The organism is Pseudoalteromonas sp. M58 (assembly GCF_042604605.1).
Lineage (GTDB): Bacteria > Pseudomonadota > Gammaproteobacteria > Enterobacterales > Alteromonadaceae > Pseudoalteromonas > Pseudoalteromonas tetraodonis.
Genome location: NZ_CP152390.1, coordinates 1,491,882 through 1,505,482, shown reverse-complemented (window position 1 = coordinate 1,505,482; position 13,601 = coordinate 1,491,882). Strand labels below are relative to the sequence as shown.

At 39.8% G+C, this 13,601-nt stretch carries 7 protein-coding genes; 3 read left to right on the top strand and 4 right to left on the bottom strand.

What is annotated here, in order from left to right; genetic code table 11:
• Positions 1 to 8: 8 nt before the first annotated feature.
• A complete protein-coding gene (locus tag AAGD16_RS06910; RefSeq protein ID WP_377114532.1) occupies positions 9 to 2,801 on the bottom strand; it encodes a TonB-dependent receptor in 2,793 nt (930 codons plus the stop codon).
• 658 nt (positions 2,802 to 3,459) lie between these two features.
• Here AAGD16_RS06910 and AAGD16_RS06905 point away from each other — a divergent pair.
• Complete coding sequence (locus AAGD16_RS06905) at positions 3,460 to 5,100, top strand: alpha-glucosidase family protein (protein WP_377114529.1); 1,641 nt, start codon at positions 3,460 to 3,462, stop codon at positions 5,098 to 5,100.
• Positions 5,101 to 5,153: 53 nt separating this feature from the next.
• Here AAGD16_RS06905 and AAGD16_RS06900 read toward each other — a convergent pair whose 3' ends face one another.
• Complete coding sequence (locus tag AAGD16_RS06900) at positions 5,154 to 5,708, bottom strand: TIGR00645 family protein (protein ID WP_028835834.1); 555 nt, start codon at positions 5,706 to 5,708, stop codon at positions 5,154 to 5,156.
• Between the two features lie 243 nt (positions 5,709 to 5,951).
• On the opposite strand from AAGD16_RS06900, the gene AAGD16_RS06895 reads away from it, so the two are divergent.
• Entirely contained in the window at positions 5,952 to 6,194 is a 243-nt protein-coding gene (locus AAGD16_RS06895) for a hypothetical protein (protein ID WP_016899532.1), read from the top strand.
• A gap of 167 nt (positions 6,195 to 6,361) precedes the next feature.
• On the opposite strand, the gene topA is transcribed toward AAGD16_RS06895, so the two are convergent.
• Both topA and AAGD16_RS06885 read right to left on the bottom strand, forming a co-directional pair.
• A complete protein-coding gene (gene topA / locus AAGD16_RS06890) occupies positions 6,362 to 9,070 on the bottom strand; it encodes a type I DNA topoisomerase (protein WP_377114525.1) in 2,709 nt (902 codons plus the stop codon).
• A gap of 253 nt (positions 9,071 to 9,323) precedes the next feature.
• A complete protein-coding gene (locus AAGD16_RS06885) occupies positions 9,324 to 12,035 on the bottom strand; it encodes an Ig-like domain-containing protein (protein ID WP_377114522.1) in 2,712 nt (903 codons plus the stop codon).
• A gap of 185 nt (positions 12,036 to 12,220) precedes the next feature.
• Here AAGD16_RS06885 and AAGD16_RS06880 point away from each other — a divergent pair, with 185 nt between their 5' ends.
• Positions 12,221 to 13,552 (top strand): dicarboxylate/amino acid:cation symporter, encoded by a 1,332-nt coding sequence (locus AAGD16_RS06880; protein ID WP_013464802.1) that lies wholly within the window; start codon positions 12,221 to 12,223, stop codon positions 13,550 to 13,552.
• Positions 13,553 to 13,601 lie beyond the last annotated feature (49 nt).

Genomic DNA, 13,601 nt, shown 5'->3' with positions numbered 1-13,601 from the left:
AATTTCAGTTAAAGCTTGTAGCTAAATCCAAGAATAAAGTTACGCCCATAATCTTGGTAATCACGCACTTGTAAAGCATTATCACCACTTAGTGTTGTAAATGGTTCTTCAGTGATATTTTGTACTTGGAATGTCACATTTAAGCCATCTAAGCTCTCAACACCTGCTTCGCCAAAATCGTAACCAACTTGTACGTCCCAAATTGTTTCACCTAAGATATTCACTTGCTGAGTTTCATAACCTGCGTTGTAAATATCACCTTTAAAGTCGCTACGCTTTCGCATACTAGTACGTGCTTGGAAGCCATAGTTTTCATAATAAAAAGTTATGCTTTCAATTTTATCCGACAAACCAGGTAATTCGTATTCATTACCGTTTTGATCTTCAATATCTTGTTCAATTCCTGTATGGCTGGCAATTAAACCAAAACCTTCTAATGAATCACTAAAAATATTAAACGGTAGAGCAAGAGACAATTCATAGCCCCAAAGATCTCCACCACCGCCATTCACTTTACCTGATCCAGTACCGGTACTATTCTCTGGTATCTCACCCGTTGAAGGGTTAGCAACTCCTGACATATCAACTTCGTATACACCATCAAATATCCATTGGCTTAAGTCTTTATAAAATACAGCCGCTGAGAAGTATCCTTCTGCACTAAAGTAGTTTTCATAAGTAAAATCAAAACCCGTTGCTTCTTTTGGTTCAAGTGTAGGATTACCACCAGATACTGACCAATAGTTGCCATTCTCATCAGGACGCTCAGAATTGTAGCTCGCATTAACAGAAGCATTCATTTCATCTAGGCGGGCTCGTGAGATAGTTTTAGCGGCACCAAAACGCACAGTTTGATTTTCATCTAGCGCTAAAGATAAATTAAGACTAGGTAAAACATGACTATAATCGTGTGACACATTGTTAGGAACGGCGTCAACTAGACCAGTCACGTCATTCGGCACAGCCGCAAAACCTTGCGAAGATTGCTCAGTTCTAACATAGCGAACACCAAAGTTACCTGTTAATGGTAGTTCACCTACTTCAGCATTAACATCAGCTTGAACAAAAAACGCCGTAACTTTTTCTTGAACTGTGTACGACTGCGTAGTGTGTTTTATATCCGTTAAACTTTCTTGAATTGAGTCATAATATCCATCGTCAACTAGTGCACGGGTATCATAGGCAATCATATCCCCCATACCGATAAAGCCTAAGCTAGCTGTTCCGAGGCGATATTGATCTGGAACGACAAGCGTACCAGGATTATCTAATGAGAAATCGCTTAATGTTAAGTAATACCCTTCAGACTTTTTACTCTTCTCGCGGTCGCGATATGACATACCAAAACTTACTTTGCTTAAGTAATCGTTTTCTAATAGCTTGCTTGCTGCTAGTTTTAAAGTATGTAGTTCATCATTAACTTCAGGTGCATTAATAAAGCCATCTTGTGCGGTGTTTTGATAAGCCGTATCATTTAAGCCGTACTTATTATTTAGCGCTGAGCTGGTTCCCCATGACAAAGGACCACCTAACTGAATTAAAGCATAATCACTATAATCTAACTCGTGGCTAAATTTGGCGCCGGTATTGCCGCCATCAAGTGAGTAACCAATGTTGTCAGCAATACCGTTTGCATCGCCACGGCCTGTGCCAGAATAACTTTGTAAGCTCCAGTCCTTACGCTCAACTTCAGATAAGCTCGCATCAAACTCTACCGACCATGAATCGTCAATGTCATATTTAGTATTAAATCCAAATTGCGTTAATTCAGCATCACGTTCTTCAACATCATTGCGAACTACAACGCGTTGACCTTGCGTTGTTGCACTGGTGATAAAGCCAGACTGTTCATCTACAGTAACACTATTCGGGTCGATGCTACCTTGACCCCAGGCGAAAGGTACTTCAATACCACGTAAGATTTTTTCATCGTTAAAATCTACATATAACGCATCAAACGTCATGTTTAGACGATCATTTGGTGCAGCTTCCACTACTAGCATCGCTGAATCACGTTCAAGTGTTGATGAACGTACGAATGGTTTAGCGCCGCCTAAGATTGAATAATTCTGTCCATCAACGTCGAATTCAGGGTATCCCCAAGAATTCCAGCGTTTTTCTTGATTTGGTGAGCTCATTGTGTTGTAAGCAAATGCAACACCTATAGTGTCATCTGCAAACTGATCAATGTATGAAACCGTGCCACGAAAGCCTTTATCATCACCATCAGGGTTTAGCTTATCAAAACCTGACTGCTCTAACTGACCATTAAACATGATCACGCGCTCGCCTTTACTTAAAGGCTTTACCGTTTGCATGTCGATTACACCGGCAATACCTTCTGCTTCAATGCTAGCACTTGGTGTTTTATAAACGGTTACGCCGCTCATTATTTCTGATGGGTAAAGGTCAAACTCAACACCACGGTTGTCACCAATCGATACTTGCTCACGACCATTAAATGTGGTTGCGCTTTCGTTTTCGCTAAAACCACGAACACTTACACGACTAGCACGGCCATCAAGACGCTGGGCTGTTAAACCAGGTAAGCGTGCAATTGACTCAGCAATAGATGTATCTGGAAGTTTACCAATGTCTTCTGCAGAAATTGACTCAACCACCTGTGTTGAAAAACGCTTAGTATTAATTGATTCAACAACACTACCGCGAAAACCTTTTACTTCGATGATTTCTACATCATCATTTTTTATTGTTTCTTCTTGTGCCGCAGTGGTGGCAAAGCTTGATAGTCCGGCAGCAGTTAATGCTAGCGTTAGTATACTTGGTTTGAACATAGCCATAATGTTTTCCCGTTACCCATAATGTGATACCCGCTTACTTGCTTAAGTGATAGTTAAGCCTGCGAGCTTATTTTGTTGTCAGGATGAATATTAACGCTCGTATTATTTTATTAACAACTTTATGCATACGTATTCAAAGTTACACCACACGCATTAAGTTAACATTAAATTTACACACTATTTTATAAGTGACTGTTTTATTATGAGTTATTTTAGTGCAATTAGCATTTATAGCTTTAATGATAGTCATTATTTATTTTTTGATAAAATAAGTGTGTCATTAAACATAAATAAAGTGACACGACGCTATTTTATTTTCTAATTTATTATTATGGAGAACATTTATTTATGTACAATTGGTAAGACCAATATTAATAATCACCAATTTAGTGCACCCCCTTATTTTTAAGCACCTAAATAACGCAAACAATAAATTAACAATTTAACAAACCAAATTGGTAAAGAGATATTCAATAAACCGGCGTTAAAATCGATGAAATAAGCGATTGATTTAACCTCTTTTAATGGCCTTAAAACGGTGCATACGTATGCAGACTTTTTACAGTATGACGGGCTTCAAGTATGCTTTTTCAAATAAACGAGGATTAACACCTCTAAAAAAGAACAACACAAAGACAGTGTGAAAACGGAGAAAGGCATGGCCCAAAAGCAATGGTATAAAGGTGCGGTTATTTATCAGGTTTATCCGCGTAGCTTTCAAGATAGCAACAACGATGGCATTGGTGACTTAAAAGGGATAATTAATCGCATTGATTACATTAAAAGCTTAGGGGTGGATGCTATCTGGATCTCACCTTTCTTTAAATCACCTATGAAAGATTTTGGTTATGATATTAGCGACTATCGCGATATCGACCCCCTTTTTGGTAACTTAGATGATTTTGATGAGCTCATTGCGCAAGCACATCAACGCGATATTAAAATTATTATAGACCAAGTGCTTAGTCACACCTCAGATCAACACCAATGGTTTATTGATAGCCGTGAAGATTTAACCAACGATAAAGCTGATTGGTATGTATGGGCCGATGCTAAAGAAGACGGAACAGCACCAAACAACTGGTTATCAATTTTTGGTGGCGGTGCATGGCAATGGGAGCCGCGTCGTGGACAATACTACTTACATAACTTTTTCACGGAACAGCCAGATCTTAACTTTCATAACCCTGATGTTCGCCAAGCTGTATTAGATAATGTTGAGTTTTGGCTTAAAAAAGGCGTTGATGGTTTTAGGTTAGATGCAATTAACTTTTGCTACCATGACGCACAGCTTCGTGATAACCCTGCAAAACCAAAAGAAAAGCGTCAGGGCCGTGGTTTTAGTGAAGATAATCCGTATGCTTTTCAGTATCACTACTACAACAACACACAGCCAGAAAACATTGAGTTTATGCGTGATATTCGCACCTTGCTCAATAAATACCCAGGAACCGTGTCACTAGGTGAAATTTCATCTGAAGATTCATTAGCCACCATGGCAGAATACACCCAAGGCGGCGATAAACTGCACATGGGTTACAGCTTTGAGCTACTAACTGATGACTACTCGAGTGAATATATAAGAAACACCGTTACTACACTTGAACAACGTATGACTGAAGGCTGGCCTTGCTGGGCATTTAGTAACCATGACGTAGAGCGCGTTGCAAGTCGTTGGAGCGAAACGGGTGAAGTAAACCCTGCGCAATGTAAGATGTTAACCGCCCTATTGGCCTCGTTACGTGGTAGCGTGTGTATGTATCAAGGTGAAGAACTCGGACTCGGTGAAGCAAGCGTTGCGTTTGAAGATTTACAAGACCCATACGGCATTACGTTTTGGCCAAACTTTAAAGGCCGTGATGGTTGTCGTACCCCAATGCCTTGGGAAAACCTTGATAGCTCACATGCCAATGCTCACAATGCGGGCTTTAGTGAAGTAAAACCGTGGTTACCTGTTGATCAACAACATAGGCTGCAAGCAGTTGCTGAACAAGAGAATGATGCAAACTCAATATTAAATGCGTACCGTGAATTTATGGCATGGCGTAAAAACCAGCCGGTATTACTTGAAGGTGATATTGAGTTTTTACAAACCGAAGAGCCAATCTTAGCGTTTTACCGTACTCTAAACGATGAAAAAATGTTGTGTGTATTCAATTTGAGTGCTTCACAAGCAAAACTTACTATTAATGCAAGTGTTGAAAATGAACATAGCGACCTTTCTCATCACAACGCAAAGCTTGATAATGAAACACTGACAATTGAGCCATTTGGTTGTTATTACGCCCACTGCAGTTAATATTTGCATTATTATAAAAAACCCGAGCAGTGCTCGGGTTTTTTTAGCATTTTTTAATGGCTAATTGTTTTACTATTTAAGTAATCAGTAAATGCAAACAGTACACCCGACACAACAAAGGTAACGTGTATCAGCACTTTCCAGAGTAATTCATCATTTGAATGAGATGCAGAGCTTATAAACACTTTTAGTAGCTCAACGGCTGAAATGGCGACTATTGCACTAATCAGTTTCATTTTTAAACCAGAAAACCCTACTTTTCCCATCCATACGGGACGGTCTTCATGATTTTCGATATTAAGCTTAGAGACAAAGTTTTCGTAGCCACTAAATATAATAATTAATAAAAGTCCAGCTAACAAAGCGGTATCAACCAAAGTTAATATACCCACCAACAACTCTTGATTACTGGCAGTAAACGTTGCGATCCCCATCAAATACAGCTGTTTAAAAAATTTTATTAGTAATAAAACCACAGCAAATAGTAAACCGACAAAAAATGGGGCTAATAACCAGCGTCCTTTGAATATAAACGACTCAAGAGCATGCTCTACTTTATGAACAGGTTGTATTTTTTTATTTATATTATTTGTATGTGGCTCTGACATAAGAACACCTAAAAATTAAAACGCGACATTAGCCTAAATTTAGCTGTAACACAATTAGTTAAGGTTAAACACTTTTACGCGATACGCTCATCTTGACGATAAAAATATTTCGTTTCCCTTTATTTTATATTCGATTAAAAATCAATATACCAACAGAGATGTTCTGGCTTGGTTACACTTGTTTTATGTAGGCATTGTATGAATACATAACTCGATTGTTACTCCATTTTTAGGAATAAGAAAATGAATAAAGCATTACTCGCGTTAATCGTTGCACCATTTTTCGTTTTATCTGCTGCTAATGCAGTGGCAAACGATGCTACAGACGCTTCAGCTGAGACGATTCAAGAATTCACAGAAATGTGTGTTAGTTGGGCTAAAGAAGACGACGTAAGCAATGAAGAGCTTTATAACTATGTTTTAAAGTGTGTGAATGATGAACTAACATCTGAAGGCTATAACAAAGTCACTGCTGTTAAAATTTAATGAATAATTGAGTGAATTGAACCTAAATTGGTTACATTTTTTAATCCTGTAAAGTAAAAAATCAGATTAGAAATGCCATTGCGATAGGTTTGATTTGACAAAAAAAACCGGAACTGTCACAGGCTGTGCGTTCCGGTTTTTTATTACTTAAAGCGGTGAATAATTAATTATTCATCGTCTTTTTTTACTTTTGCTTTCGCTTTACTTTTAGCAGGCGCTTTTTTAGCGGCGGCTTTCTTTTTAGGCGCGGCTTTTTTCTTAGCCTCTTCTACCCATTTACCACCTTCGTAGTGTGCCGTCCAACCAGTTGCTTTGCCATCAACCTCAGTCATTACATACTGTGATTTATTCTTACGACTGTAACGCACAACAGCAAGATTACCATCAGGATCTTTAGCTGGTGCATCAGCTAAGTAGTAAAACTTAGGCGAAATACGATCTCTAAAACGCTGTAACTCTTCTACTTTGGGGGCGCGTGTTTCTCGTGATTTAGGGAACGTATTTGCTGCTAAGAAAATACCTGCAGCACCATCACGTAATACAAAATAGGCTTCAGACTTTTCACATTCTAATTCAGGAATATGAACGGGATCTTCTTTTGGTGGCGCGGCTTCGCCATTTTTTAATAACTTACGGGTATTTTTACACTCGTCATTGTTACAGCCAAAATACTTACCAAATCGACCTGATTTTAATTCCATATCAGCGCCACATTTATCACATTCAATAATAGGGCCGTCGTAACCTTTAATTTTAAACGTACCCTCTTCAACCACATGCCCATGACACGCTGGGTTATTACCACACACGTGTAGTTTACGGGTTTCATCGATAAGGTATGAATCCATCGCTGTTTCACAAATTGGACAGCGCTTCATTTGCATTAATGTTTCTGTTTCAACGTCTTCAACATCAGCTGCAACCGCTTCATCACCCGACACTAAGTTCATAGTGGTAGTACAGCGCTCTTTAGGTGGCAAGTTATAACCAGTACATCCTAAGAATACGCCCGTAGAAGCAGTACGAATACCCATTTTTCTGCCACACGTTGGACAGTCAATGTCGGTTTCTACCATTTGATTAAGACGCATACCGCCTTCATCGGGTTCACCTTTGGCAATATTCAATTGCGTTGAAAAATCAGCGTAAAACTTATCGAGAACTTGCGTCCAAACACGCTCACCTTCGGCGATATCATCTAAACGGCCTTCCATTTTAGCGGTAAAATCGAAGTTCATTAAATCGGTAAAGTTTTCAACAAGGCGATCGGTGACAATCTCCCCCATTTTTTCAGCGAAAAAGCGACGATTTTCTACTCGTACATAACCACGGTCTTGTATCGTTGATATAATAGAGGCATACGTAGATGGACGACCAATCCCACGTTTCTCGAGCTCTTTAACTAAGCTTGCTTCACTAAAACGAGCCGGTGGCTTAGTAAAGTGCTGCTTAGGATCAAGCTCAACTAACGTGAGCACCTCGCCTTGCTTAACAGCAGGCAGCGATTGATCTTCTTCATTCTTTTTACGTACTGCCGGTTGCACTTTAGTCCAACCATCAAAACGTAAAACACGTCCTTTTGCTTTCAATGTAAAATCGTTGGCAGCGACCGTTAAGGTGGTTAAATAGTACTCAGCTGGCACCATTTGACAGGCCACAAACTGACGCCAAATAAGCTCATAAAGCTTTTTCGCATCGGCATCCACACCTTCAACATGCCCAGAAAGCACTGATACGCTAGAAGGACGAATCGCTTCGTGCGCCTCTTGTGCATTACCTTTAGAGCTATAGTTAATCGGATCAGCAGGTAAATACTTGGCACCAAACTCATTGGTTACGTATTCGCGACACATTTCAACCGCATCTTTCGATAAATTAGTTGAATCGGTACGCATATAAGTAATATAACCCCCCTCGTATAAACGCTGGGCAAGCATCATGGTCTTTTTAACGCCATAACCTAATCGGGTACTTGCTGCTTGTTGCATTGTTGAAGTAATAAATGGCGCACTTGGACGGCTCTTACTTGGTTTCTCTTCAACGCTGACAACTTTATATTCGGCATTCTCAAGGCTTTTAACTGCTGCACTAGCCTGAGCTTCATTTACTGGCTTAAATGGCTTGTCTGCTTGTTTAGTGACTTCTAAACGTAGGTCAGACTCGCTATTTTTAACATCGGCATGAATATCCCAAAACTCTTCAGGAATAAATGCTTTAATTTCACGTTCGCGTTCAACTAATAAACGCACTGCAACAGATTGCACTCGACCCGCTGATAAACCACGCGCTACTTTAGCCCATAATAGGGGCGATACCATAAAGCCAACAACACGGTCTAAGAAGCGACGGGTCTGCTGTGCATAAACCATGTCGGTGTTTAACTCACCTGGGGTTTCGAATGCTTGTTGTATTGCATTTTTAGTGATTTCGTTAAAAACAACACGCTTATATTTTTCTGGCTCGCCACCAATTATTTCTTGAAGGTGCCAAGCAATAGCTTCCCCTTCTCTATCCAAATCCGTTGCGAGATAGATTTGATCAGCATTTTGGGCAAGCTTTTGTAATTCTTGAACAACCTTTTCTTTACCCGGCAATATTTCGTAATGTGGCTCCCATCCTTTTTCAGGATCGATGCCCATTCGCGCGACTAAGTTAGTATAGTCACGTTGCTGTTTATACGCTGCTTTCTCATCAGGTGGCATTTTACGCACCTCAGCAGGCGTTTTGCTTGCTGGTGCTTTGTTTTTGCCAGAACCCGAAGTAGGTAAATCTCGTACGTGTCCAATACTGGACTTAACGATAAAATCATTACCTAAGTATTTATTAATTGTTTTAGCCTTAGCAGGTGACTCTACAATTACTAGCGATTTGCCCATAGTTGCCTATTTCTAACCTAGTTTTTTAAATGTGTTTAGCCGACTCATGCGGCGCGAATATTTATAGGTATATCTACAAACACTAGTTCTTACAAGCTTTTAATACAAACTTTTCAGTATTTACTGAATAAACAAACAATTTCTGTTGTAAATTTAATCAAACCAGTGCTTTTTGAATAATTGATGTGGAATATATAGAATAGAAACAAAAATGCCAACCTTATTGGTTGGCATTTTCTATGCTTTATTAATTTTAAACCTTAGGCTCGTCTAAAATCGACATCACGGTATATTGAGTTTTCACCCCACCAGGGGTCACAAATTCGATGTATAAAAAGCCAGAATCAACATCATTTGGCTCAGCCTCTTTTGTAATATTTACTGAAACAGAGATAGGCACTTGTTGCGCAGTATTCACAACGGTGTAATCTGTTAACCCTCTTAACACACCATTATCGGCACTGACAGTAACTGTAGTACCTGCAGGCAATGGATTGTTATAAATATCACTGAAGAAAATAGTCACTGAAATCGCGCTGTAAGGTGTGGAATTGCTAATATCAATAAGGTTTATGTCACACATACCCGCCATATCGGAAGCTTCTAAGCGAATACCATCACTTAAACTACAGTCATCTAAAGCCGTTACAGCTCTAATGAAAGGTGTACTTCCAGACATCACTAACTCTGAGCGATCGCGTACATTTACTGTTTCACGCGTACATGCATTTGCAGTAAGCGCCTCGTCACTACATAACAAACCATTGTAAATGCCATCGCCGGAATCAAACTGACCATTATTTAGTGCACCAGAGCGCTCCACATACCACTCATCCTCACCGCCATTAGAATTTACTGGGTTTGCAGGTGCGGGTAGATTTCCGTCAAAAATACCATTTTCATTAAAATCTATAAATGCTTCAGGTAAATCTTGTAATGTAGAATCAAACTCGTTTTGATTAAATTCACCGTTAGCAGATACATCATTAAATGATTCTTCACCCACTGAGTATGCTAACAAGCTTACACGCCCACCTAATGGATAATCTATTGGCGCATTACTTGGCGCATCCGCAAGTGATATCGGGTTACCACTACTATCAAAATAGGTAATTAGATTGCCGTTTGCGTCTAGTTGTGACTCTCTGATACCTAATGTACAAGGTGCTGCTTGACCAAAGTAACGGTCGCACTTATCAGCAACAGTATTCTTGTATTTGATATCACTATATGGAATTGGGTTTTGGCTACGCCACTGCGCTTTACACACACCATCTATGGTGCGACAAAGTAATAAAGGTGTAAATTGTTGATCATCTATTGTGCCTACTGCACCACCTTCGCTGGCTATATAAATTGCCGTGTTATCAGGAACAAAATTATTAAAGTGATCGGCTGCAAATACAGTTAAGTCTGTTGTCACCCCGGCTTCATTTAATGACTCGGTATTAAATGTTTGCACTGCAAGCGTAAAACTGTCTTGATCTGGCACACCAGTGGTAATGGTTATGTCATTTGACACAATAGAGATCACATTATTTTGTGATGTGTCGCCAGCCTCAACTTGATGTGATGCAATAACAGATAAAACTCCTGCGGCTCTTCCTGAGCGGACATTTACAGTTACTAAACCTTCGTTATTGGTAAACTGAAATGCACTGTCTAGCAACGCGCCGCCGGGGTTTTGCGAAAGAGCAAAATCAATCTGCTTTTGACCAACAGGGTTACCATTAATATCTAAAAGTTTAAAGGTAAGCTCTGAGTTTTCAGTGAGAGTCTGACCGCCAGCTCCTTTAATAGCTAACACTTGATTGGTCACACCCATAAACGCGATTGAACCCGTTTGAGCGGCAGCTACATTAATATTAATTGTTTTAGTGGCAACGTTGCCACCGGTAACCACGGTTGCTGTAATCGTATCTATACCATTACAACCATCCGCTTTATAAGTTGCGCTTGCCGTGCCGCCAATGCTAGTTACCACACTATCGATAGTGGCTCTAGGAGTAGATTCTTCTGCACATGCCGAGTTAAATTGTACTTCAAGTGGAGTGGTGAATAAGTTATTGCTGCTATCTACAATCTGAGCGGTAATAATAGTAGTAGAACCTGCAGACAACACATCACCAGTTGCAATACCCGCGCTTAAATTGACATTTACTTGAACAGCGTTAATTTCAAATAAAGCACTCGCAACGCCGCCCTGAGCGGTTAACTCAACTTGGCCAACACCTGAGCTGCTGCCAGGCAATAAATTCAAAATAGCAACACCAAACGCATCCGTTTTAGCCGTTAAGCTTTCAGGTAATAAAATACCTAGCGTTGTTGTCGCTTGAACAAGTACATTACTTGCTGGCGTATTACTGCCAGGTTTGGTGATTTTTGCGTATACAATAGCTTGTTGCCCGAGTAAATTACTATTTTGAGAACATTCAGATGGATCAAGCTCTATAGAATCTCTGTCTATATTTAACCAGCTATCAGGGCAGTTTTGTAAAATTTTAATGTCAATATTTGCGGTTGAGTCATTCGATTGAGGCTCATCACCTGCCGTGTAAAAGCCAAGTTTACTTGTGACATCTTCGTAACTTGCAACAATGGTTCCTGCTCCTTCAACACTACCCGCGCTAAGCTCGATAGTTGCAACACCGCTGGAATTTGTTAAAGCGCTACCTGTAGCCGGTATAAAAGAACCCAGTGTTGTGGTAAAGCTTACCTCTTGACGCACAACAGGTTGACCATCACTTCCGGTTACCGTTGCAACCACCTCTAGCGGGTTATCAGCAGTAACAATTCTATCTTCAAAATCAAGTTCAACTTGAATTGCTTGTTCGACAACGTCTCCACCGGTGCCTCCAGTATCACCGCCAACGGTTCCACTTTCTTTTTCCAGTGAGCCACCACCGCCACAGGCTATGAGTAATGTGCTGAGCCATATAATGCTGAGCAAACGAGTTAAAGGCATAGGTTTCTCCGTTGCGCTATTACTAAGTTAAACTTATTTACTTAATGTTAACCTATAACTTAGTCTAAAATCTCAGTTTTTTACTCCTTTTTTTGATAAAAATTTTTAAAAAGTTGACGTTTTTTCTGTAAAAAAAATTACATGCTGTTAGTCTATGCCAAATTTATAAAAAATAGATTGGAAATATGTCTAAAATCCGTTCAATGAGTTTAACTACTCGCATCATGATTGGTATGGTGCTTGGTGTTGCAGTAGGCTTTATATTTCAGGCTATATTAGCTGGTGAAGACGATTACCTAATTCCTCTTGGGTTATTCTCTTTGCCAATTAAAGCCTTTTTTGTTGATGGCCTTTTCCATGTAGGTGGGCAAATATTTATAGCCAGTTTGAAAATGCTGGTTGTGCCTTTAGTATTTGTATCGCTGGTATGTGGTACCTGCAGTTTAAGCGATCCGAAGAAACTAGGCCGTTTAGGCGGTAAATCAATTGGTTTATACTTAGTTACAACGGCAATAGCGATTACAGTCGCGATTACCTTAGCGTTACTATTTAACCCAGGTGAAGGCATTGGGTTACCCTCTCAAGCAAGTTATGATGCCAAAGAAGCGCCTACTTTAGCTCGCGTAATTATTGATATGTTCCCTACCAACCCTTTTGAAGCAATGGCAAAGGGCAACATGTTACAAGTAATTGTGTTTGCTCTATTATTCGGTATTGCAATGGCACTTAGCGGAAAAGCAGGTAAACGTGTCGCTACTGTATTTGAAGACTTAAACACCGTTATCTTAAAACTGGTTACTTTGCTAATGAACATTGCCCCTTACGGCGTATTTTTCTTAATGGCTAAATTGTTCACTACCATTGAACTAAACTTAATTGTGAGTTTAGCTAAGTACTTTGGCGTGGTTGTATTAGCCTTATTACTACACGCATTTGTAAACTACACCCTACTGCTAAAAATACTCACGGGTCTAAACCCGCTCACTTTCTTGGCTAAAATGAAGCACACTTGTTTATTTGCTTTTAGTACCTCAAGTTCAAGCGCGACTATGCCTATTACACTTGAAACGGCAACTAAAAAGCTTGGCGCTAATAATTCGGTCGCTTCGTTTACTATTCCGCTTGGTGCAACCATTAACATGGATGGCACCGCAATTATGCAAGGTGTGGCTACGGTATTTATCGCTCAGGTATTTAGTGTTGACTTAACTATTTCTGATTACTTAATGGTGATACTAACTGCAACGCTTGCCTCTGTTGGTACGGCGGGTGTACCTGGTGTTGGTTTAATTATGCTAGCCATGGTACTTAACCAAGTTGGCTTACCTGTTGAGGGCATCGCCATTATTATTGGTGTAGACAGATTGCTTGATATGACCCGTACAGCAGTAAACGTAACGGGTGACTGTATGGTTACGTGTGTCGTCGCTAAAAGCGAAGGTGAACTAGATGAAAGTATCTTTAACGACCCAAATGCAGCAAAAGATTTAGAGGACTACCACAAATCTATTGATTAGTATTTCTGACAATAGTCATAAAAAAAGCCTTGCTACTTCGTTAAGTAAC